The sequence below is a fragment of the Apibacter sp. ESL0432 genome (genome assembly GCF_019469225.1).
GTDB lineage: Bacteria > Bacteroidota > Bacteroidia > Flavobacteriales > Weeksellaceae > Apibacter.
In genome coordinates this window covers 896,878-921,434 of sequence record NZ_CP048266.1, presented here as the reverse complement: position 1 = coordinate 921,434, position 24,557 = coordinate 896,878, and the positions used below count along the sequence as shown (strand labels likewise).

Sequence of the window (24,557 nt, the reverse complement as noted above, 5' to 3'; positions counted from 1 at the left end):
TTTAACAAGATTATTCGAAATATTCACAAATTAATGCAGGTATTGTAACCTTTTACAAGTAATTTTCGTATATATAATAAGTAAGTATAATTTGTAGGTGAGTAAACAGTTCATCTACTTTTGTTTAAGATAAAAAGAGTTACTATTAAATGAGACAATTAAAGATTACTAAGCAGGTAACGAACAGAGAAACAGCCTCTCTTGACAAGTATTTACAAGAAATTGGAAAAGTGGATCTAATTACTGCTGATGAAGAAGTTGATTTGGCACAGCGTATTAAAGCGGGTGACAGGGTGGCTTTGGAAAAATTAACTAAAGCAAACCTGAGGTTTGTTGTTTCTGTGGCTAAACAATACCAAAATCAAGGACTTAGTTTACCTGACTTAATTAATGAAGGAAATTTAGGATTAATTAAAGCGGCTAAACGCTTTGATGAAACCCGAGGTTTCAAATTCATTTCTTATGCTGTTTGGTGGATTCGTCAATCCATACTTCAAGCATTAGCAGAACAATCCAGAATTGTACGTCTGCCCTTAAACAAAATCGGTTCTATTAATAAGATTAATAAAGCATATGCCCATCTTGAACAAGAACATGAAAGGGCTCCCTCTGCTGCCGAATTAAGTGAGGTATTGGACATGAGTGAGGACGATATTAAAGAATCCATGAAAAATTCAGGTCGCCACTTATCTATGGATGCTCCTTTAGTGGAAGGGGAAGATTCTAATTTATACGACGTTTTACGTTCGGGTGAATCTCCAAGTCCTGATAAAGAATTGATGTTGGAATCTCTTCAGATTGAAATTGAAAGATCTCTTTCTACCTTAACTCAAAGAGAAGCCGATTTAATCCGTTTATATTTCGGTTTAAGCGGTCAACATCCGATGACCTTAGAAGAAATTGGTGAAACTTTTGACCTGACTCGTGAAAGGGTTAGACAAATAAAAGAAAAAGCTATTCGCCGATTAAAACATACCAGTAGAAGTAAAATTTTAAAATCTTATTTAGGAAAATAATTTTTTATTTACCTGATACTAAAGTACAAAGGCTATTTATTGTTTAAATAGCCTTTATTTTTTGTATTTAAAATTTGCAGTAATAAATTAAATAACTATATTTGCAAACGCAAAGCAGCAACGGTCCCATAGCTCAGTTGGTTAGAGCATCTGACTCATAATCAGAGGGTCCTTGGTTCGAGCCCAAGTGGGACCACTTTAAAATTAAAATCCTTACAAAGTTGTAAGGATTTTTTTGTTTTATTATTTATTCATATAATTAATACTTCAATTAATTCAATTTACCTAATCCAATTATTTAAACTTAAATTTTCATAGGAAGTTATACTCTACTTAATAAAAATTCATATGTTTAATATAAATTTACTACACTCTATTTGATTTTGATAAGATTGATGCAAATATTTAAGATATAATTCTTTTGGACCATAAAATATAGATAAAAGAGAAGTTTTTTTCGATAAGTTTTATCTATATCCAAAATATTGGAATAATAAAAACTAAAATTAAACAAATAAAATTTATAAAATAATTTTATCCATAAAAGATAGTCTATTATACAAATAAATAATTATGTTTTTTTATTAAAACAGTTAAAGTCAGGTTTTTAAAATAAAAATTGATTAGTTCATTTATAATATGATTAGTTTACAAATTGATATTACTAATTTGAACAACATCATTATTTTCACTATAGTCATAATTATATTTTCTCTGATAATAACTCATTGATCTACTAATTTTCTTATGTTGATATAAATTATTTATACCAATTTTTTTTAGCTTATCTAATCCTTCTTGGGTAATTATAATATACCATCCATATCCAGTTTCAGAATGTAAATTTCTGCTTCTATTAGATTCATCATTATTTTTCCAAAATATAGATTCAATTACAACATTATTATTTTCATCCATCCACCTAAAATTTCCATTTTCACTTAACCTTAGCCCCATATCTTTTGCAAGTATTGGATTGAAAGCTATCCAATTTATCTTTTTGTTGAAAGCTACTAATGACCAGTTATAGAAACAAAGAGATTGTATTTCTATAAAAGGGTAATCTGAAATTTGTTCTTTTGTAGATGAATTAAAAATCAGTTCATTATTAATATTTTCTTTAAATTCCTGTGTGTCAACAAATGATTGTCTAATTTCTGAAGTATATCCATCCCCTTGTCCCTCTATAGAAGTATGTTCTGCTATAATAAAAAGGTTTTCAAAAGTATTAAACTTTAGATTAATGTTTAGATATTCGTCATCTATTTTGTAAACCCACCCTTCTTCTGCATAAGGGACGTAATCATCCTTTTTAAGGATAGGTGAAATAAAATTTGGCTTGGGTTCTATTTGTATTTTAAAAGTAGATTCATCAAAACTATTGGCTATAAAATATGCTAGTCCAGAACTTATTTTTCCTAAATCTAAAAGTTCCTTTAAAACCATCATCATACCTTTCCATACTTTCTGATATTGAGGTCTTCTAAATGAAATTTTCAAATCAAATTTATGCTCATAAATATCTCTAATTTCTTTTTCTGATAATCCCTTGTACCAATCAGGCTGTACAAAATCATTTTCTCCTAATTGCATTATTCTATGAGCTATATTTACCATATTAAAACCTGAATCTCTAGAAATATACTTAATTTCATTTTTGTATAAATGACAGTATTCTAAAGGATCACTTGTAGCTCTTAAATATCCTGTTTTATCCAATCTTTTCATTCTTTCTTCAGTAGATAGCACCAATTCTGGTTTATATTCAAAATTCATTGTATAAGTAAAAGGAATAGAACCCTTAAAAGGTATATAAATATATTCATAATCTATCTTTAACCTATCAAGAATTCTACTAGCTATGATATGAATATCTAATCTGGAATGGTTAAAAAATGATAAAATATCACCCATAAATTTATTTGTGAATTCTTCATTGATTAGACTAATCATTGACAAAAGACTGATAAATTGAAAATCTAATTTTCTTTCTTTTAATAAGATAAGAACATCTTCTACAATATTTTGGCAATTTTCTAATTCTTCTGTTAATATTTCAATAAGTATTTGATCAAAATGAGAAGGAAACCCCATTAAAAATATGATAACATCAGTAAGAAAATTTTTATCTTCTAAATTTCCTTGAAGGTTTGGAATTATAATGTCTTTGTAATTGATCTCCAATAATTTAGTTGTATATTCTTTTACATATGGAAAATATTTTTTATAACTAAAATCATTATCAATAATCTTCAATACATCATCTAATTTATCTAATATCCCATCTCCATAACTTGCAACCTCAATATCTTCTGTAAAACTTTTAAAAGCAATATGACCTGAAGATTTATCAATCTCTTTTAATAATTTAAAAGGTTTTAGTTTACTACCACCATCATAATGAGGAATCCAACCTGAAATTTTTGATTTATCTAATGCTTTGTATATTAGTTTTCTTGAAAATTCTATATCTCCATAAAAATCAAAGACTGCTTTTGCTATATTAGTTAATTCAACACTGTCAAAAGATTTTTTTTGTAATAAACAATCTATTTGTTTTAAGGTTAAGGAAGATAATAGTTTACTAATCACTTGTGACCATTGAAAATAACTATTTGAAACTTCATTTTCTATTAAATTTATAATATCATCAAAATTTTTAATTCTTTGCAAAACATCATTTAGTGTAATTGAAGTCCCATCTTTTAAACTTAAATTAGAATTTTCATCAATTGATGAATGATTATTTTTTATGATTATAGTTTCATTCAATCCAATATTATCTAAGTTTATATCCTTTGTTATACAATGATTCTGAATTTCAAATAAATAATAATTTCTATGTTCAAATACAGCATAGATTTTTATTTCCTTTACAAGAAATTTCACAAAATTTTCTTCTGTATTTTCATCAAAAATTTCTTTTATAAAATCTAATCTTGGAGAATAGCTATTGTCAAAATTTAAAAGTATTCTTGTAAAAATTTTTGTTATCAGAAATTTATAATTAGGGAGCTTTTTTAAGAAATAGTTTAAAGAAATTTCTAAACTTGAACAAAAATTAATATGATCTTCAAATAAGAAATATTTAAAAAATTCATATCCATTTCCATAATTATTTAAGATTTTTAACATTTTTTCAGCAGGGTGTTCATTAGCATGATTTGTACTAAATCTAATTGATTTTAAAGATTTTATTATATATTCAATTGAGCTTAATTCCAACTTTTCATTATTTGTATACCAATCCAAAAGATAATTTAACTGGTGATCATCTTCATATTTGATACATAAAGATGATTCCATTATTTTTTTTAGAATTTCATTACCACTTTGAATTTTATTGAGCCTACAGAATAATTCTATTTGTTTTATTCCTCTTTCTATCTTAGAATAACTGTCACCACTTTCAAATATATCTTTATTTAATATATTTATTTCATTAAGGCACCAATCATTATTTAATCCTAAATTTAGTACAAACTCAATAACCTCTTGCTTCTCATCGATCTTCCAAAATCTATTGTTTTTATACCATTCAGTAGAAATTATTTTTAATAATTCTTTGAAGAAATCCTTAGAAATTCTTGAACTATTCCTTAGGATAATCTTTAATAAATATATTTTGTTTTTATGAATACTATATTCATATTGAGAGTCTCTAACATGGTTATGGAAGTATCTCAATATTTGACTAATTCTAAAGATAAATCCTTTTGAAGCTTCTTGGTAATTATAATAAAAGTAGGCATAACATTTACCTAGTTCAGCAAATTCATTATAGAATGCAGATACTATAGTTTTTTTAGTTTTGGGAATAAATGAAGTTGTTTCAATTGAAAAATCTTTACTAGTGATATAGAAAAGCCTTGAATAATCATATATATATGATAAATGTTCTCTAATATCATCTACATGATAACTTTTATCCTCATTAATTTCAGCTAATGTTTTAAGTTTTGCAAAATACATTGAACTTTTTTCAATGTTTTTATTAATTAAAGCTTCAATTAAAGCTAATCGCCTATTTTTAGGATTACTATTTGTATTTTCCCATTTACTTAATTTATTCAAACTTAATTTGAATAGCTCATTATCATTCTCTAATTCAAATACAGTATTAAAATAAAAATAAAATAAGTCAAAACCTTCTATTTTGATTAGTATTTCATAAAGTTCTATTAGTTTTTTTGAATTATTTAGCTCATAAAGAAGTTCCTGTAATTGTTCTACAGTTTCTACTAATATGTCTCTTTTACCTCCTTCAACATACTCATTTTCAATTATTTTAACAACTTTTATACAATCAATAACTTCAGTAATAGGATTAAATAAACAAGACAAAACTGCCCATTTTACAATTAATTCAACTTCATCTATTTCACTATTTTCATTTGTATTATAGCGATATGGTGAGGCTTCTTTAGATATGTTTAAAATATAATGAGGTTTAGCTTTTTTTAATAGAGTTTGAGATAATTCAATATTTCCTATTTTATATAATGCTATGGCATAATCTAGAACTTTAGTTTTAGGGGCTAAAAGTTCAAAATTGTTGAAAATGAAAGAATTTGCTATGTCAATTTTTCCTAATTGAAGAAATGCATTATAATATTCACATATGTTAAAATTATTTGCTCTTTGACTTATTTCAAATAAGGAAAAGAAAGAATCAACTAAAGTTATGGTATTATTAGTAAAATAACTTGATTTAGCAGAAAGCTTAATATCTTCTAATATGTTTTTATAATTCCTAAACTCAAACCATTGTGTCCTAAAAAAAGATTGATTGGCAATTTTTGCCAGTTTTTCGTATTCTTTTGCATGATACAAATGATATAAGATATTCCATTTGTAATCAGAATTTATATCTTTTATTACATCATATATTCTTTTATGATAGTTGAGATGAATAGATTCTTTATATTCTTCTGAAAAAAAATCTTCCGCTGTTTTTTCTTTTAAAAACTCTTTAAAGCTATTATGAAAGAACTGCCAAATATTTCCATTTTTATAAAAATAATGCTCTGATAAGCTTTTTATCTTGTGTAATGTAATTCTGTCTGTTTTAAAATTATATAATAAATTTATATCAATATATGTGTATCTAAATCTAGAAATTATTCCAAGAATATCAATAAAGTTTGTTTGTAGTTTATTTTTATTCCAAAAAATTTCATACTCATCATGGATATTTCCAGAAAAATTTTTTAGTGATATAAAATGAGTATAATTATCTTCAGAAATTTTAATAAGCTCTTCGATGGTATATCTTAAGAATAAAGGATGACCTAATGTATTCTCTTTAAGTTCATTTAATTGATTTTCATCTAATAAAATATTATAAGATTCTGTAATTTTTTTTATTTGCTCAATAGTCAGTGTTTTAATAGTTACTATTGAATCTTTTTTTTTCAAATAGTGTTTAATTTTCTCAGGTAAATTTTCTAAGTTTTGTATAGTTCTACTTCCTAATATAAAATATACATTATTCGGAATATTTTCTGGACTTGGTAATATTTCAATTAGACTTTTATTAACCTTTTGCTCTCTCTCAATATGGTCTAATCCATCAACAATGATATAGGTTTTTCTGTCATCAAATTCAAGTCTTTTCAATTCATTTGAAAGTTGTTTTTGAAGTTCCTCTATACTATCTGCAGGCAATTCTTTTTGTGGGGAAAACTCATTTTCTCGTATTTGAATTAATAAATCTTTTAAGAATAAACTTGCTTCGCCTCTATATCCAAAATCATTATCCATTTCTTTGTTTATATAAGCATAGTATTTTAGGACTCTATCATTCTTCTCATTTATCCATTTTGTTAATAAAGTTGATTTTCCTGAACCAGCATTACCAATTATAGCAATATATCCATTGTTATTCTTATTTATAGTATTTTCCAAATCTTGAATAGTTTCGTTTATTGGCTGATAATGCTCTTCATCAACAAAAAAAGAATGCTGAAAGTAGGTTTCATATCTTTGCAATAAATCAAATTCAGTAAGTAATTTTTTTCTATCAAATTTTACTCTTCCCTTTGTTCCAATGATTTTGAAAATATTTTTTGATATTTTATCTATGTCTTTTCTCCTTTGATACCCATTATAATCATAGATTTGTTCTTGAACATTGTATACATTATCTAATACAAAATTTAATGATTTTATAAAATCTATAAATTCTTTATTTTCAGCTTTACAAATTTCTACTAAATTATCAAAAATAGGCATCCAGGCATTATCTAAACTTTCAATTGGGTTCTTTTTTAAATACTCCCAAAATTTAATAATGAAATCTGAAAAAGAGGGTTTCTTAGAATCTTTAAATAAAGATATTTTATCATGTGAAGATGGTTTTTCATTTGAAATATATTTTCCAATTATTTCTTTATTATATTGATTTTTCAAGTTTTTCCATCCTTCAAAACAGCCTTCAAGTATACTTTTTCCATGTTTTTTTGATGGGGTTATTAATTTAGTATAAGTTATACTTGCATCTATGTCTTTAACTTGAAATGCTTTTATATATTTTTTGCATCCTATTAATACATCATCCAACTTTCCAGCATTAGCACTTGCAAACTCAACCCATTCTAAATTATTATTCAGCAATTCTTCGTATATTTCTATTGCGCAAACTTCATATTGCTTGTTGTAACCTTTTATTGCATACTCTTCTCCTGATAGCTTTGTCATACAGTATATAAATTAGTAAAACTAACAAAATTAGTATTTATATCTTTATATATTTATATTAATTTGCGATAGTTGTAAAAAAATATTTTATTAAAAATTTTAAAATATAAGTGAGTAAACAAATCCCTACGTATGGTGGACAACTATAAATTTTAAATAATATTTCTTTATAGAGATACCATTACAAACAGGGTACTTCTGTATAAATAAAAATAACATTTTAATAAGTTAGATTGAATTTATAAACTATAAATAAATCTTATCTACCCAAAAACTATTGATAGGATTAATTGTCTCAAAAATGTAAATTATTTAATAATTCCAAAGCCAATTAATTAAGCAAATGAAATTTCAGGAAATATGAATCAATAAATTAAGGTAATTCTTCATGTTTGAAATTAAATAATTTTATTGATGTATAATCATCTGAAGTGAGATTTCCATTATAAGATTCATTTTGATTAATTAGATTATCTACATATTAAAAATATATATATTTTATAAGGTTAAATAAAGAATATAATAAATAAACTAATATTTTATTTTATTGAAAGATATCAAAAACACATTCTTTAGTAATTTATAATATATTATATTCACCTTTCAAACCTAAATTATTTTTTATATCTTTTGTATTACTTAAAACATATAGTATTATACTTTAAATAATTAATAAACAATAACTGATATTAATCATAAAAATTATTTTATTTTTTTAAAAATTATTTAAAGATTTTATATTTATTAAAAGACAGTTAAGCTTTTATTTACAATGAATTAATCACATTCATCACAAATAAATATAATATTAAACGAATTACTATTTTAGACCGTAATGTCATACAAATACATATATAATATATTTTAAAACATAAATTTTATCATATTTGATATTATTATTGAAAAAAAATAACTAATTTGCAGATAAATTAGTAAATCATAATTCATTTAGTATGTCTTCATTTTTAGCAAAATTAACTCTCGACGGTGAAACGTATACCGTTTTAAAGTGCGATTACGACTTTAAAAAACCAACCGATTCTACTACTAAACCTTCAGGAGAAGTAACCGGCGGTAAAATTAAATTAACCATTGAAAGCCGTGGTAATACAGGACTTTTAGAATGGATAATAGCGCCTGATAAAGAAAAAGATGGTACAATTACTTTTTTTCGTAGAGATGCCATAAGTAAATTAATGGAAGTAAATTTCAAAAAAGCGTATTGTATAAAATTTAAGGAAAAATTTAATGCTGATGATAATCAGCCCATGCGTATCACTTTTACCTTGGTAGCCCGTTCCCTTGCATTTAATCACTTGGAATATCAAAACGATTGGACAATGTAAATTTTTATTTTATATAAAATCATAGTTAATTACAAAACCATAAATTAATGACGACTTATCATCGAAGCGGATACGGAGAATCTAACTCAACTTTTGCCTTAGTTACTATTAACGGTACAGAAATATCCAAAAAGCATGGTCTTACCATTCATATACATCAATCGATGCTGGAGCATACAACTTTTGAGTTACATTGCCCCAGTGAAGCTTTTAGCGATAAAATTACTTATCCTCTTAAAAATTCAATTAAACTTTTAGGAAAAGAGATAACCATACAATTTCGAAGAAAAGGTGCAAATGAGAGTATTTTTTCAGGATTTATAACTCATGTAAATTATCGAAAAAATAATAAATATCCTTTTATCGTTATAAGCGGAAAATCCTACAGTGCACTTCTTGATAGTCAAAAAGCCTGTCGTACGTATCATAATAAAACACTTAAAGACATTTTACAGGAAGCTTTCAAAGAATATACCGGCTCCAAAATAGATTTTATTTGCCAACCCAATAAAACGGAAATAATCCCTTATACTATCAGTTACAACGAAACCCTTTATGAATTTATTCAAAGGCTGGCTAAACGTTACGGAGAATATTTATTCTGGAATGGATCACAACTTGTTTTCGGTCGTGGCAATCAAAAAAAGATTGAATTGAAAGAAGGAAGAGATTATTTGGAATACAATATAGAAGTAGGAGTAGCTCCTCAGCATTTAATATATGAAAATTACAATCCTCAAACTGCAGAAGTACAATCCGAGCAAAGCAAATCGGCTAGTTCTTATGTAAATCTCTTACAGGAAAAAGCCGTAAATGAAGCACATAAAGTTTATACGAAAATACCTACATCGGTATATTATGATACTTTATCGGAAGAGCAAAGTCTAATCCTGGAACAAAAACTGACAGCACATCAAAAATCATTGGAAAATCTGGTACTGGTGACCGCCAATACTACCCATGCCCGGCTACGTTTGGGAGATATAGCCAAAATGTTAGCACATATTCCTGAATATGGGCAACAAATAAATTCGGGTACTCCCATTGAAAGTTATTTAATTACTCAAATTGACCATATTTATACTGCCAAAGGATATAATAATCAATTTACAGGTATCCCTATAGAACAGCAAGTTGCTCCCTATTGGGACATCCATGCTTATCCACAGGCGGAAGATCAGAGTGCGGTGGTGGTAGACAACAATGATCCTTTGAAACAAAACCGTATAAAAGTTCGTTTTTATTGGCAAAAATACAATAATGAAACAACCCCTTGGATCCGCTTATTACAAGGACATGGGGGGAATGAACAAGGATTTCATGTAATCCCGGAAATCGGACATGAAGTACAAATATCATTTCGAGGCAATAATGCCGAAATGCCTATTGTTACCGGATCTCTTTATAACGGTAAGCAAATGAGCGGGGTACATACTCCCAAAAACTATTTAAAAGTTTTTAAAACCCGATCAGGAAATACCATAAAAGTAGACGATACCGATGATAAAGAGAGAATACAAATATTTGATAAAGAAAATAATATATTTGAGATTGATACTGCTACTAACTCAATCAATGTTTCGGCCAATTCCACAATAAATTTAGTGGCAACCGATATCAATATTTTAGCAAAACGAGCTATAAACTTCAGCGCAGGAGCAACGATTACCGGGGAATCCGGTTTGACTACTACTTTATTTTCTGCCGGAACATCTGTACTATCCTCTGCTAAAGATACCCAGTTTATTGCAGGAAAGTGCCTTTCAGCAAAAGGTGGAAAAAATCTTGATTTATTTTCCGGAAATAGTTCATCCATGAAACTAAATGCACAAGGAAATGCTCATATACAGGCGAAGAAAAAAGTGCAAATGATGTCAGATAATAATATAGAAATTAACGGTAAAAAGAAAACCATGATGACCAGTAAAGAAGCTTTTGTAGAAGGTAAAAGCAAAGCCGTGATCAAAGGTTCAAAAATAAAAGAAAATTAAAATCATTACAATTATGGGAAAAAATGATGAATTTGTTGTAGATGGAGCAACTATAAAATGCTCTATGGGAGATGTATCAGCTAAATTAAATGTAACTTCTAATAATACCGTATTGATAAAAAACAAATGTGCAGCCACAGAATATGATTGTACTAATGCCAATTTGATACCCCCGGTTGCAACATTTGGTACTTGTAAACCTTACAAAGCCGTGCCTCCTCCGGGGTGTCTTTGCACATTTGTACCAAACGGACCGTGGAAAGGTACGTATTCAAAAAAAACGATTAAAGGTAAAGAAGTTGTTATTGGAAGCTCCTTTCTTATTTGTCCAAGAGGATTCGGAAAAATAACTATAAAAAAAACAGGTCAATAGTATGAGCAGTAATAAATTAAAAGAACCATTAAATTGTCCTAAGTGTGGTCATAGTTTAGATGATGATAATCATAAACGTGATATAATACCTCCAGGAGTTTTTAAAGGAAATGGGGTGGATTTAGGAAATCATATTATAAAAAGAACAAATGGAAAAAATAAATTTTATGGGGGTAAATTTGAAAATCATCCCTTCTATTATCCAGATCCTACAAAAAAAAAATCTAAAAAAAACCGTAATGGTATGGAGGCTCATCATTTGATTACAACTGATTCATTAAGTAAAAATGAAAGATATCAAGGTTTAGTTTATATGCTAGGTTACAATATTAATCATCGAAATAATGGAGTTTTATTACCTTCGATAATGGAAGTTGCCTGTACTTTTGGGGTACCTTTACATAAAGGTGGTCATGAAGCTACGTTTATTATTAGTAGAGAAAAAAATCCTAATGATAAAATCGATGAAAAATTAATTAAAAAAGAAATAATACCTCTTTTTCCTGTCTTTAATCCAGAAGATGAATTAGTTAAATTAAATTATGAAAAACATGTCAAAGATTTAGTAAATAAAGTTTGTGAAAAATATATGATAAAATTAGTATGTGGTGAAAATGAAGATAATAAACCTAAAGTAGAAAATAATTTTATAGAAACATCCAAGAAATTTATCATTACTATGGATAGATTTAGCATGTTTATTTTTAGAAAAGTAAGGGATTTTAAATGGACTATAACCTCAGACGGTTTTAGTTATTCAAAGGGAAATATTGGTTGTTGTGGATTTGATCGTTTGCCTAAAAAAAAAGAATTTTTAAAAAAAAGATTAAAGGGCGTGCAGAGTTTTGAAGAGTCTTCTACTAAAAAATTTTGGGGTGTACTTTATTCTTCAGAAAAAGCATGTAATTATTTGGAAAAAGCTGATTTTACTTGTACTGCTGGTACAATCATGAAAAATCATTATCGGAATCCCACTACCTATAATTTTTACAAAGAAAAAGAAAAAATAGAAAAATTTCAAGGATTTAAATAAGATAAAAAATAAAATATGAAAGATTTTGAATATTATTTTATGAAAAGTAAAGAAGATCAAACATACCCAATGATTGATCTCTTAGATCAAAGTAAAGAAATTATCGAGGCTCAATTGGGAGATCCTTTGCCTCGTCGTCCTATATTAGCCGATTATTTAACAGGTGCTAAAGATTTTGTTACTAAAAAAATAGCAGATGTAATGTTGGCTATGAATATGGAAGGAGTGCGTATTGTTCCTATAGAATTGTCAGACCAAAAAGGTGGCTATATTGAAGATTATTACTGCATATACGTTGATGATAATACCTACGAAGCCTTAGATAAAGAAAAATCTGATTACGAATACGATGAAGAATGCGATATGTACTATATTAATGAATATGTCTTAGATAGAGAAGTTTTAAAAAAAATACCGTTAAATAAACGTCTGGGATGGAGATTATTAGAAGACCCAGGAATTTATTTATATCATAAATCAGTAATTGACGAGATAAAAAAGTTAAATCCAACCGGTGTTGAATTTATAAATATTGAAGAATATGAGGGAATGTTTAATTAAAGTATAATAAATTTATGATAATTTATGAACTAAGTATTGATGGAAATAACGCAACCCAATTAGAATTTCCTTTACAAGAGGAGCAAGATAAATTTTTGCTCCTTGCCGAAGAAAAAATTACAAATTTCCTATCTGTAAAGGGAGAATGGGAAGAATTCATGGTTTTAAAAAAAGAACCTAAAATTGATATGGATTTTTATGATATCATGGATATAGATGTCTATATTGTTAACCAACGTGTTTATGAACTCCTTTTACCATTATTAGATGAAACGGTGGAAATTTTAAAACTACGTAGTGACGACAGCGATTATTATTTGCTTAATATCATTCATACTACCGATTGCTTGGATAAAGAAAATTCAGAATACACTGCCCTACCCGGCGGTCAGATTATGGAATATGATTTTCTCTGTATTGATCCACAAAAAATAACTTGTCCCATATTTCGAATCCCTGAATTACCCTATACGGTATTAATAACCGAACAAATAATTGAATTATTCTATTTGAATCAGTTAAAAGGATTGCATTTAACTGATGCCGAATATGTAACCAGTGATATTTAATTATTAAAAAATGAGTATCGAATCCCTCGTATATAATACCTTAGCCCTCACTATTAAAAAAGCTATTCCTACTTTAGAAAAAGACGGTAAAATATTTGCCCATCAGATTATTGCCATATCCGAATCGGGAAAGTCTTACATTGTTAAAGAACGACGCGGCATACCTATTCAAAACTACATTGGAAAAAAATTACAATGCGTTATTGAAATACTTGATGCCGAATTTTATACGCCAACCAATAAAAAAGAAAGGGAAGCTTTACCATCTAACACTATGAAAGGTATTTATTTATGGAAAGAAACCGGATATAAATTTATTCCAGAATTAGTTAAATTAGTTGATGGAGATCCAAATGAAATCGATCACGATTATGATGAAAATGAATATGATAAACAAGCACCCGCCTATTTTGAAGAATGGGGGGAATACGGCATAGGGTTAGATATCTATCAAACAAAGCCTATGATAAAAATAGGAAATGGCGTTTGTTTTCTAAATGAATATTGTCAAGAAGAAATGATTGATGAGTGGAAATATGGACAAGAAGTATTTTTTTCACCTAAAGAAATGCTCCTTAGAGGTATACACACCGGCGAAGTGAAGATCGATTCAAATAAAATTGATAAAGAAGTCAGCAAATCTTATAATGAAAAAAATAACTATAAAATTTATGAAGGAAAAAAATATACTAAGGAAGAATGGATAATAAAAGAAAAAGAAATTTGGAAAGAATATGCTAAAAAAAACAATATTTATTTTGATGATTCAAATGAAAAAGAAAATAATAAACCATCCGGCTCTTTTTTATTTGATTAATATAAGGTTTTACACATTATGAACAATTTAACTTAAATTAAACAGGAAACTAATTTATTTATAATTATTGTTGTTCTCAATGGATTTAACATTATTAGATAATAAATTCAGGGTATGATAAAAATGTTGATTTATTTTTAGATAATTTCCGTAAAGTTTATTTTACATAATTGAGATGGATAAAATTGATGAACAAACAAATTGTAGGAATATTTACACATACCTGTAGCCACTATTCAATAAAAGAAGAAATCAATTTAAACACTATTTTTAGTTAGTAATTAAATTTAATTATTAAAATAATAAAATAGATTTAATATATAGTTATAATTATAATTTAAATAGTAAAGATGATTAAGATTTATAAACAAAATGAAGAATCGATTTAATATTTTTTATATTTTAACTAAATTAAATTTATATTTCACATCCCGTACATTTGCTTTATATATTTTAGCGCGATTAAATCGAGTTACTCTTCTTCTTATCCAATTAGTTAAATTTTTAATTTATAAAATAACATGGGTTAAAAATAATATTAAATTTTTATTTTTATTTTTGACATAAAATAATTTATTATATATATTTATAATTTATTAAATACACTTATTTATATTTTATATATATATTTAATTTTACCTTAGTTCGCTGCAATACTTACTATTATTTTTTAACTACTATGAATTATAAATTAAGGAATACTCTGACTTATTATGTACATAAAGTAGATTTACGGATATTTTTAGTTTTTTCAACATCTATTTTAATTGGTCTCTTACTTTTATACTATAAATATTCTAAGCATAAGGAATGTAATCAAATTAATTTTGAAATAATAGCTGAAAACAATCAAGTTGGGGAATCTATTAAATTTAAAGATCTTACTCCCGGTGCCAAAAATTGGGTTTGGGATTTTGGAGATTATACTGAGAAAAAAAAGGATCAATATCCTGTGCATACCTATGAGAATCCCGGAACTTACATTGTGACCTTACACGTTAATGGCACTTGTAAATTGCAAAAAACAATTGAGATTAATCCAGGGGATAGGATCACAGATTCCTTAAAAATTCCAAAAATTATTGTTCCAAGTGTAGTTAGAGTAGATGAACCCCTCGATATCTATTATGAATATATTGGAGAAGCTTTTTCATGGGAATGGTCTTTTGGAGAATCAGGACAAATGGACTCTACAAAGGAATATCCTGTATACAGCTACAGCTTACCCGGAAAAAAAAGATTGACCTTGGTGATCAACGGGGATATGACACATATTGCAAGTAAAGATATTATTGTAATACCTAAAAAATTAACTGCAGAAATGTATAAAACGTACAAAGAAAATTTTAAAAATAAAAATAAGATTGTATATACATTACCTCCGGGTAAAACTCAAAAAGATCCATTTGAAGAGTTTTTAGAATCCATTCCCTTTCAACCCATGGAAAGTTCTTCTAAAAAGAGCAAAACTAAAACAGAAAATACTTCAGCTCCCTCAATTTCTGAAAATCAATTCGAATTATTATTACTGGATGTTTCAAAACAAAAGAAAACCATGGAAGACTTTGGAAAATATACGTGTAATAAGTATGAATTTCCGGTAATTCATAATAATGAAATAATTACATTTTCAGAGTTTTGTAAAAAAATTAAAAATAAAAAAATTAAAATTAAATCACTACGACTCGTAAAAAATAAAAAGAATTGTATAGAATCTATCATACTAAGATGCAAAATCAAAAAAACTCGAAAAATGTAATTCGAGTTTTAATTCATCCAAAGATGAAAGATGATATATATTAAATTTTATATTTTTAATTCTTATTAATTTTTTTAATATAAAAAAACACTTTTAGTTAATTGATTAAATAAAAAAAATAATTACCAAGTTTTATTTTTTTAGCACTTTTATATTCATCAGTAAAATTTTAATCCGATCATTTGGAAAAATAAAAATAATTTATCTACCGATTTTTTTTTCATATTACTACTAAATTAATTTAAAGTTTGATTGAATGAAGAACTCCTTTCCATTATACTATTTTTTAAAATGTTAATTTCATCAATTAATTTCTTGTTTTTTCCCTGATAAACTAAAGATGTTTCATGTCTTACATAATTTCCTTTTCTTTGTGCACTTAGCCAATTAAATGAACCTATACATAGCAAATCTTCATCTTTAATCACAATTTTGCTATGTACCTTAGTTACAAAATAAACATCTATACCGATATTTACTAATTTAAAAAGAAATTGTTTTTTTTCTTCATTATCGCCTAATAAATTGAGTTCATCATCTGTATAAATTGATATTTTAATGCCTTTTTTTTGAATCACTGATTCCATAAATGGCAATATATTGCTATTATTTACGGCATTTATTGAAAACCAAGGAGATACTATATATATTTCTTTAACAGCATTATTTATTACATTTTTAAGAAACGAGTCGTGTTCATTTAAATTTATAAGAACTTGAAAGCCAACACTTCCCGATTCTAATAAATCTTTTCTTTCTAAATATTCAAAACATAGACTATTTTTCTCACAAGAAAAAAGATAACGCGCTAAAATTCCTCTCGGCGTTTTTAACTGCGGATTGTATATATCCATATCTCCAAAAACCAAAAAGCTATCTTTTGCTCGCGATACGGCAACATTTAACATACTTGGCGCATTATCTATAAAAGTACCATCGACATGTTTAGAATAAACGGCAGAGAAAATTATTAATTTTCTTTCGGCTCCTTGAAAAGAATGAACCGTACCGATTGTTAGATGATCTTCGCCTTTATCTACATTTACATTTGCTTTAGAATTTCTTATAGCCCGTTTTATTTCGTTAACTTGAGCTCCAAATGGTGTGATAATCCCTACAATTTCATTCAAGGGCTGATTATATTTTTGTTCTAACTTTTGTTTATTTTCAATCAACCAATTAGCAATAACTCTAGCTTCCAATAAATTATAACGACTGCCTGATCCCGAATCTTGACATATACCGTCAATATGTAAATATCCTAAGGCCGGAAAAAGTGATCCTTTAGGTGAAATTCCGCGTTTTGGTAATAACTTTCCTTTATATACCAATTCATTACAATAACCAATAATTTCATTATAACAACGCCTATGCTCATATAAATACATTCCCGGTTCCAAATCAGGATCATAACGATATCTGGATGCATTTTGTGCAATCTTCATCACACTGCCTGATGAAGCCGTTTTTCCTAAATCAGTTAATTTTTCATATTCGTCTTCTACATTATCACTATTCAGAAGTTCAGCTTCCAAAAAATTACCCACATCCACTTTTGGAGAAACGGCCCAAATTGGTTCAATTTGATGAGTATCTCCAATTACCAGAGCTTTTTTACTGAGAGAAAATGAAGCTCCTGCAACTTCCGGTAATACCTGACCTGCTTCATCAACAATTAATAAATCGGCTAAATTATATAAATAATCTTTCACGTAACCTGTTCCCGCATAAATAAAATGATTAGGAAGCACATAGAAAGTTGATACTACACAAGGAGTCAATTTCATCCTTAGATTCCATCGTTTAATTATGGCAGATTCTGCGTTTTTTTTATTCCATTTTTCTAAATTGGGCAGTAAATCTTCCATTTCCATTAGCCAACGCCCTTCCCAATAATGGGTAGTTAACAAAAAAATATCAAATCGTATTTTAGTGTCTGCTTCAATATCCGCTTGATTAAGTGTTACTTTCTCAGAATTCTTTGTAATATGTAATGGTGCTAAAGCAATTTTCCATTTCGCTAAACAGGTTTCTAAATTTTGTAACAAATTTTTTATAATTTCTAAAATCCGCTCATTTTCAAATATAGACTTACTTACTGAAACTTCTTTATTTTCAATATATTCTGAAATAGAAATAAGAGTTTTGAATTGAAATTGATCTTCTTTATCCCATACATCCGCAAGGTACATCTTAGCCTTAAGCATACGTTTATTAGCTACAAAAGGTATCCACGAAAAAACTTGATACCATATATTTTCCTCAGCTTGAAATTGTTCCCATTTAGATCGAATATTACTCCATAACTTTATCTTTTCGTTCAAAATTTTTTCTTGATATTCATAGAGTGCTAATTTTTCATAGGGGTTATTACCCAATTCTTGATGAACTTGCAAACGTATATTATATAAAGCGTTCCATGATTCTTCCAAGCATTTTAATTGTTTTGTTTTCCATTGAATTTCTTTATGTAATCGTTTAACGACATCTTCTATGGTAGTATTTTTACTTTCAAGATTTTGAAATGCTTTTGCTGCACATTCTATATAAAAATATTTCGCTTTTTTAAAATATTCTGTGTCCTCGACTTGATTAAAAAATTTTTCAGTTTGAAAATTCTTTTCAGCTTGTAGAGACTTACTTTTAGCCGGAAAATAAGCGCCAAAACTGTCTATATTAGGTAACCATCTCCCTGAAAAAGGACCTTCACCTTTAGAAAAATCTTTTCCAAATGCATCAATTATGTTAGTTACTGCTTGATTATTTGTTGAAGCTGCAATAATAATGGGGGGTTCAGATCCTTCCAATGCTCGCGTTGCCCACAAAGAAGCAACTACGGAAAGTAATAGGGTCGTTTTACCCGTACCCGGAGGCCCATTTACCGCAAGAATTTCTCCAGTTTCAGCATTTAATAAATGATTTAATGCATCGCGTTGCGCTTGAGCTAAAGGAAAACTATTACTTGAATGGGCCAACCGTTTTGAAAAGAAACTATTACTTTCAAGACATGGTTGTTGGGGTGGAGAGGTTATTGAAGCATAACGTTCAAATAAAGGAATACTTTTAGAGCTGTTTCGTAATTGTTCATATAAAGGAAAAATATGTATTGCCGCATTTTTCACAAGATCTTGTTTTATTATATAACTGTGATCTAAACGCTCATAAGATCTGTTATCTTTAACCCATTTTTTTGCCACCGTATTTAATAATAATTCGATATGGCTGCAATATTTTTTCCAAGCATCAAAATATTTTTCATCTCTTAACTTTAAATCTCCATCTTCAAATTCATTATAATTAATACCTGATATAGAATATGTGGATAGATAAATATCTAAATCATACATGGATCCAATTGCATAGGAACCATTAACTAAAGGTTTCAGTATATCTCGAGATATAAATGTACTGCCACTTTTAGGATAACATCTTCCGTCTCTGGCCAAAAAAGCAGCGGTTGATATAGGGACAAGATATTCCGGAGTTTCATTAAATTTACCAAAACAATGTTCTGTAATTTGATGATAAACTATAGGTCTTAGAATAATTTCAATAACATTACAATCTGATGATTCATTTTTAAAAAGTTCTTTGGTTTTTTTTTCATCTAATTTTCCTGACGTTAGAAATTCCTTAGAACAAAATATCATTGATTCGGTATCTTTTTTATTTAATCCTCCCTTTGTAAAAGTGGCATCAGCTAAAGAATTACGCCAATATTTTGCAAAATTTTGTGATCTTGTGTCCATAAATTGTTCCTTTTTGTTTTGCTGTTTTAATTTTTTTATGAAGAAGCGTTAATTTAATTCAATGATCCTTATTATTTAAATCCGTTACTGGTCATTTATTATTGATTGGTTTTACCAATTTTTTATCTAATGATTAAATGCATTCCTTAGCTTAAACATATATTTAATTAGTAAAAATAATAGTATCTATTTTTTGCTCAATGCGACTTTCTCTTTCACGACTCCAACTTACCCATCGGTTAGCCGCTTCATTCAAAGAACAAACCGTTGAATGTTGTCTTCTATATTATAATCAAAAAGTTCGAACATAGAATTTTTAAAACTTTCGATTAGAGAAGATTGATATTCAACTCAATCATAATTAAATAATTCAGGAATTGCAGCCGGTTGTCTTCTAAATAATTTTTTTTCAGTTATATTAAAATCTTTAAAATCTGATTGTTCCGATTGTTTAATATCTTTTATTTGGGTAAATCTATTATCTTTTTAATTTCATGTGATGTAAATTTTATCAGAATTTCGATGACTCATTTTTTTGTTAAATAGTTAAATTGTTTCTTAAATTAACGCTCAAATTAGCTGCATAGTACTTTTAAAGACTAGTTTTTTTCTCAACATTTAATCCTCTTAAGGACCTATAAATACAGCAGGATGAGAAACAAGGGTTTTTGCTTGAGCGGAATTCCAACTTTGTAAGATTCGGGCATTCCAAAAAATATTTGCTAACGGCAGCGGCTCCGGCGAGGGAATCGCTCCTTTGATAGTATTATCCGGCAAACGAATAACGTTGATCGCATCAGGAACATCAAAATTTAGATGGATTCTTGTATCAAAATCAATATGTGTATATGCCCAAGGAAACTTAGAATTTACCGATTGTGAAGATGATTGTTTTTTTATAGTTGCCGTTTTTCCTCCGTTTGAAATTGGATATACCCCATCGGCATATCTCGGATTTAAATTAATTCTGTCTAAAGTCCATTCCGGATAATGGCATATTTGCTTTTGATCATGCTCTTCAATAATCGGTCGGGTCATCCGTTTGTTTACATCCCATATTCCCATTCCACCTTTTTTCCTTTGAACCCAAGTATACATTTCGGTGGTACCTGCTTCTTTAACCACAAATTCTGCCGAAAAATCTTTTACAGGCAAACCCAAAGCGTTTTCTGTATAAACATTTTGTATAGTTCGTAATTCAATTAAATTATTACTAACCTCCACAAAATGAACTATACTTTCTTCATTTACCTTTGAGGGGTGTGAAAAAGATAAAACTTTAAAATAAATTTTCATGGTTGAAAATTCGTGTAACGGCTGTCTGGCTAAATCTCTCCACCACTCTAACGGCATTGTGTAAGAAGCCTTACCCGAAGCATCTAAAGTCAAAGGGATTTCTTCATGAGAATAGCTGCTGAACGTTTTCACCGAAATCCTTTCCATAGGTAATTTATTTTTATCCCAACTGTCGGTTATTCCTACCGTATTTGTTAATAAAGAAGGATCAACCTTTGCCACCTGAATATCAATTGGTTCCCCGGGTGCTCCGTCGGTAATTTCAAATTCCAGATTGGGAAATCTTGGGCCGAATAAAGTTCCGTCCTTTTTCAACACTACTGTATATTGATCTTGAAGGGCTTTTATTTTTATTTTCTTTTTGGGAATCGGTATGGGAGCTCCTTCCATATTGAGTTCGGGTTTATTGATTTGACCGCTGTCGATAATTTTTATATCTACTCCGCCATAATGGCAAGGAATCGTGCTTTTGAGCAATAAAGGCGGCCGATCTTGGATTTTCATACTTCCTGTGTTTTTCCAATCTCCCGTTATCATGGATACGTGACAAGGAAAAGAACAGTTCGGGCTTTTTTTACAGTTTCCCCGAAAAACAAGACTCAAGGAACTTTTCTCTTCTATAGTTGCTGTTTTCTTTTCTTGAGTAGTGGGTGTATCTAAATTTACTTTAAGTATTCCTTTGGGATTGGTACACAACGGACATTCCAGCTCTGCTCCGTCAATAACGATTAATTCATCCCATATTTTCTGCCTTTCTTTTTCTCTTTCTGTATTATCTAATTCGAGTATCCGGGCATTTTCTTCTTCCATTCGGCTAATTTCATTCCATTGTTTATCCTCGGAAGTAGCTGTTTTTCCCATAATCGGAAGTTTTTCAAACTCCTTGTCCCAAGCTTTTTTACTACTTCGAGACGCATCTTGTGGTGTGGGAAAATGGTTTGCTTTATTGTTCGAAAAGAGTTTTTTTAACCAATCCATACTATTCTGTATTTTTTAAGTTGATTTTCATAAATTATGTCCAAAGATCCCTCATGCAATAGCCCCGAAGAATAGAGATAGCTGCCTTCATATAAAGTCGTGTTTGTCTCTTCTGTCTGCCATGGTTTTCCTTTTACGTGGAAGCATTTTTTTATGTCTCCTTCCCTTTCTTTCACTTCATTCCATTCTTCCGCAAAAACTTTATTCCAATGTGGATGTTTTACTTTTCTTGGATACTTCGTATCATTTTCATTTTTTAAATTTCCGATACGGCTTCCGTTAAAAAACATTCCATACATTTCATAACTTAACAAGTAGCCGATCATTCTTGATTCATCCTGAAGTAAACGGCTTAAAAAATCAAAGTATGATTCAATAGAAGAGCCACTGTGATAAGCTTCCAATTTTCTCCGCTCTGTGTTCCACCGTTCCTGTATTTTTTTTAGATTTTTAAGCTTAACGGCTTCTCCTTTCTCATTAACACAAATACGTATATCATTAAAAAGATAGGAGATTTCCCGAAGCAAATTATATTGGGGTATGGCTTTTTCCAACTTTACTTCCGTGCGAAAACACAGAATTTGAAAGTGAAAGTGTTCACGGGTTTTTCCGGTAAATAAGACTCCGACATTTCTGGTCCAAAGTTTTTCCTTACCTTTTCCATGATTCATTTGATCCATAAAACTTGTAGTGATTCGGTAGTAGTACGTTTTTCCCGGCTGCATTTTTATTTCAATTGGTGTCAACGGTTCCATCGGCATTATAATATTCTCTTTTTCTGCTTTTATTGGGCGAATTGCCCAATTCTCCCCAACGGGAAGACCAATGCAAGTAGTAGTTTCTTATTTTCTTTAGCAATCGATCGGAATCGGTGACGTATATTTCTTCTAATTCTTTTTCGATTGGTTGGTGGTTAGTTTCTGTTTTTTCTTCTGTTGGATTCTTTTTATCTGCTTGATTTAAGTTATTTTCCTTGATTTCTTTTGTTGAAGTGGCTTGGTTGAGTTTTTTTTCTTCTTCTTCTTTTTCGCTTTTCAATACCCAGTCTTCATTCCATTTCATGGTATAAAGCTGTAGATACTCTTTGGCCTGTTGCAGGGTCTTGTTTCCCGAAAGACTGTATTTTTCCATTTCGCCGGGCATATAATACTTCCCCATATAGGGTTCTGACTCTTCCCGCATCAGGTGTAGAAAGATATAGCTATATTCTTTCCTTAGGTTCCGTTCGCCTTTTAAGCTGTAATGGCTGTGCTTGGTTACCATTTTGGGTTCTATTTTTAATTGTTCCGGCGTATACCATCCGCCTTGGATCAGTTCTGCTCGATAGTCAATCAGCTTTTCCAATTCATATTTTGGTCTTTTTTCGATCAACAGGTTTTCGCTGCCGGTTTCGGTATAGTTGGAATAGCTGCCTCCTATATCACTGTGAACCCCGGGAAAATTGCGTTCTATGCGATTGGTCCCCGGTTTAATGCGGGTAAGTGGAAAATATTTGCGATGCTCGTCCAACGAGGTAAAATGAACGATTTTTTGTGGTCTTCCTAATTCATCTAAATGTAATTTATGTATTTTACTTTTGAAAGTAGGTAAAAGCAAGGCATCCGGATCGTAAGAAACTACTGTATCATAGATTCCTAAAAAACGCAAATGAATGAAGGTATTGTCGATCAGTTCATGACTAATTTTCTTTTTTAATAAGGCTGTTCCTAAATTACCCATTCGAGGCAGTTTTCCATTTTTTACCCAAGCTTCCGGTACTTCTTTTCCTTCATGATCCAAATATTTTCCGTTTTTTACTTTCGCTGAATACGCTAATTTTTGAATGTTGTAAGCAAAATACCGTGCAGCAGCCGCTCCTCGGCTAAAGCCAAAGACATCTACGGTAACTAAAATTTCGGATATTTTATCAGGTTCATCTATAAAATTTTTTAATAACTTTATTTTTTCAGCTAGAAAATCACACCCTTTGATAACCTTTCCAGTAATTCCCGTTTCTCCTCTACCGTAAGCATACCCTTGAAGTTTATCCTCTTTTTTGTCTTGGGTTCCTATTCCTTCCACGTAAATGGTATATTCTCTATTACAACTTAAAGATTTTCTGCCGACATTGGTAAAATCATTTAAATAGCTGGTACTTTCTTTATCTACTCTTTTTCTGCTTAAAAATTTTTTCTCCCGGGCATTTTGCTCGAATATTTCAATTTCTTCCTCGGTGGGATTTCCATATCCGTCTATCCCCCGCACTTTTTTCCATATTCGGGTATTTTCTCGATTATTAAGCGTTCCGTCAAAAAACAATCCATAAGTTAGTTGAAGCTCTCCCGGTTCAGATCGGGCCTCTCCGCTGTTAAATACAAAGGTTTTTCCCAT

14 protein-coding genes and 1 tRNA gene are annotated in these 24,557 nt (G+C 29.1%); 10 read left to right on the top strand and 5 right to left on the bottom strand.

Translation table 11 applies throughout. From position 1 onward, the window contains the following. The first annotated feature begins 149 nt into the window (after positions 1 to 149). Positions 150 to 1,016 (top strand): RNA polymerase sigma factor RpoD/SigA, encoded by an 867-nt coding sequence (locus tag GYM73_RS03835; RefSeq protein ID WP_055425808.1) that lies wholly within the window; start codon positions 150 to 152, stop codon positions 1,014 to 1,016. A 122-nt stretch (positions 1,017 to 1,138) separates the two neighbouring features. Next, positions 1,139 to 1,212 (top strand) — tRNA-Ile (locus GYM73_RS03830). Between the two features lie 452 nt (positions 1,213 to 1,664). Here the strand turns inward: GYM73_RS03830 and GYM73_RS03825 are convergent. Further along, positions 1,665 to 7,715: an ATP-binding protein gene (locus GYM73_RS03825; protein WP_220234196.1), complete on the bottom strand. Its 6,051-nt coding sequence runs from the start codon at positions 7,713 to 7,715 to the stop codon at positions 1,665 to 1,667. A 953-nt stretch (positions 7,716 to 8,668) separates the two neighbouring features. Between GYM73_RS03825 and tssD the strand changes: the two genes are divergently transcribed. The 8 genes from tssD to GYM73_RS03785 all read left to right on the top strand — a co-directional run bounded on the left by tssD (position 8,669) and on the right by GYM73_RS03785 (position 16,164). Beyond that, the gene (tssD, locus tag GYM73_RS03820; RefSeq protein WP_166003432.1) at positions 8,669 to 9,061 is read left to right on the top strand and encodes a type VI secretion system tube protein TssD; all 393 of its coding nucleotides are present in this window, start codon (positions 8,669 to 8,671) and stop codon (positions 9,059 to 9,061) included. 47 nt (positions 9,062 to 9,108) lie between these two features. Further along, positions 9,109 to 11,052 carry a type VI secretion system Vgr family protein gene (locus tag GYM73_RS03815; RefSeq protein WP_220234195.1) on the top strand — a complete coding sequence of 648 codons (1,944 nt, stop codon included), beginning with the start codon at positions 9,109 to 9,111 and terminating at the stop codon, positions 11,050 to 11,052. A 13-nt stretch (positions 11,053 to 11,065) separates the two neighbouring features. Beyond that, on the top strand, positions 11,066 to 11,425 hold the full coding sequence (locus GYM73_RS03810; protein WP_220234194.1) for a DUF4280 domain-containing protein: 360 nt from the start codon (positions 11,066 to 11,068) through the stop codon (positions 11,423 to 11,425). A gap of 1 nt (position 11,426) precedes the next feature. Continuing rightward, a complete protein-coding gene (locus tag GYM73_RS03805; RefSeq protein WP_220234193.1) occupies positions 11,427 to 12,458 on the top strand; it encodes an AHH domain-containing protein in 1,032 nt (343 codons plus the stop codon). 15 nt (positions 12,459 to 12,473) lie between these two features. Continuing rightward, entirely contained in the window at positions 12,474 to 13,019 is a 546-nt protein-coding gene (locus GYM73_RS03800) for an imm11 family protein (protein ID WP_220234192.1), read from the top strand. A gap of 14 nt (positions 13,020 to 13,033) precedes the next feature. Next, positions 13,034 to 13,588: an imm11 family protein gene (locus GYM73_RS03795; protein ID WP_220234191.1), complete on the top strand. Its 555-nt coding sequence runs from the start codon at positions 13,034 to 13,036 to the stop codon at positions 13,586 to 13,588. A gap of 10 nt (positions 13,589 to 13,598) precedes the next feature. Further along, positions 13,599 to 14,405 (top strand): hypothetical protein, encoded by an 807-nt coding sequence (locus tag GYM73_RS03790; RefSeq protein ID WP_220234190.1) that lies wholly within the window; start codon positions 13,599 to 13,601, stop codon positions 14,403 to 14,405. 679 nt (positions 14,406 to 15,084) lie between these two features. Beyond that, positions 15,085 to 16,164: a PKD domain-containing protein gene (locus GYM73_RS03785; protein WP_220234189.1), complete on the top strand. Its 1,080-nt coding sequence runs from the start codon at positions 15,085 to 15,087 to the stop codon at positions 16,162 to 16,164. Positions 16,165 to 16,400: 236 nt separating this feature from the next. Here the strand turns inward: GYM73_RS03785 and GYM73_RS03780 are convergent, their stop codons facing one another. The 4 genes from GYM73_RS03780 to GYM73_RS03765 all read right to left on the bottom strand — a co-directional run bounded on the left by GYM73_RS03780 (position 16,401) and on the right by GYM73_RS03765 (position 24,557). Further along, complete coding sequence (locus GYM73_RS03780) at positions 16,401 to 19,913, bottom strand: AAA domain-containing protein (RefSeq protein ID WP_220234188.1); 3,513 nt, start codon at positions 19,911 to 19,913, stop codon at positions 16,401 to 16,403. A 627-nt stretch (positions 19,914 to 20,540) separates the two neighbouring features. Continuing rightward, positions 20,541 to 22,187, bottom strand: coding sequence for a DUF4280 domain-containing protein (locus GYM73_RS03775; RefSeq protein WP_220234187.1), 1,647 nt, complete (start codon positions 22,185 to 22,187; stop codon positions 20,541 to 20,543). Continuing rightward, positions 22,175 to 22,942, bottom strand: a complete 768-nt coding sequence (locus GYM73_RS03770; protein WP_220234186.1) for a hypothetical protein — start codon at positions 22,940 to 22,942, stop codon at positions 22,175 to 22,177. Before GYM73_RS03770 ends, GYM73_RS03775 begins: the two co-directional genes overlap by 13 nt. Beyond that, positions 22,920 to 24,557, bottom strand: a complete 1,638-nt coding sequence (locus GYM73_RS03765) for a DUF2235 domain-containing protein (protein WP_220234185.1) — start codon at positions 24,555 to 24,557, stop codon at positions 22,920 to 22,922. Before GYM73_RS03765 ends, GYM73_RS03770 begins: the two co-directional genes overlap by 23 nt.

What these genes read in the sequence shown, in the direction of transcription:
- GYM73_RS03795 (WP_220234191.1), top strand. Translation starts at nt 13,034, where the DNA reads ATGATAATTTATGAACTAAGTATTGATGGAAATAACGCAACCCAATTA.
- GYM73_RS03825 (WP_220234196.1), bottom strand. Translation starts at nt 7,715, where the DNA reads ATGACAAAGCTATCAGGAGAAGAGTATGCAATAAAAGGTTACAACAAG.
- tssD (WP_166003432.1), top strand. Translation starts at nt 8,669, where the DNA reads ATGTCTTCATTTTTAGCAAAATTAACTCTCGACGGTGAAACGTATACC.
- GYM73_RS03815 (WP_220234195.1), top strand. Translation starts at nt 9,109, where the DNA reads ATGACGACTTATCATCGAAGCGGATACGGAGAATCTAACTCAACTTTT.
- GYM73_RS03805 (WP_220234193.1), top strand. Translation starts at nt 11,427, where the DNA reads ATGAGCAGTAATAAATTAAAAGAACCATTAAATTGTCCTAAGTGTGGT.
- GYM73_RS03770 (WP_220234186.1), bottom strand. Translation starts at nt 22,942, where the DNA reads ATGGAACCGTTGACACCAATTGAAATAAAAATGCAGCCGGGAAAAACG.
- GYM73_RS03780 (WP_220234188.1), bottom strand. Translation starts at nt 19,913, where the DNA reads ATGGACACAAGATCACAAAATTTTGCAAAATATTGGCGTAATTCTTTA.
- GYM73_RS03790 (WP_220234190.1), top strand. Translation starts at nt 13,599, where the DNA reads ATGAGTATCGAATCCCTCGTATATAATACCTTAGCCCTCACTATTAAA.
- GYM73_RS03800 (WP_220234192.1), top strand. Translation starts at nt 12,474, where the DNA reads ATGAAAGATTTTGAATATTATTTTATGAAAAGTAAAGAAGATCAAACA.
- GYM73_RS03785 (WP_220234189.1), top strand. Translation starts at nt 15,085, where the DNA reads ATGAATTATAAATTAAGGAATACTCTGACTTATTATGTACATAAAGTA.
- GYM73_RS03765 (WP_220234185.1), bottom strand. Translation starts at nt 24,557, where the DNA reads ATGGGAAAAACCTTTGTATTTAACAGCGGAGAGGCCCGATCTGAACCG.
- GYM73_RS03835 (WP_055425808.1), top strand. Translation starts at nt 150, where the DNA reads ATGAGACAATTAAAGATTACTAAGCAGGTAACGAACAGAGAAACAGCC.
- GYM73_RS03775 (WP_220234187.1), bottom strand. Translation starts at nt 22,187, where the DNA reads ATGGATTGGTTAAAAAAACTCTTTTCGAACAATAAAGCAAACCATTTT.
- GYM73_RS03810 (WP_220234194.1), top strand. Translation starts at nt 11,066, where the DNA reads ATGGGAAAAAATGATGAATTTGTTGTAGATGGAGCAACTATAAAATGC.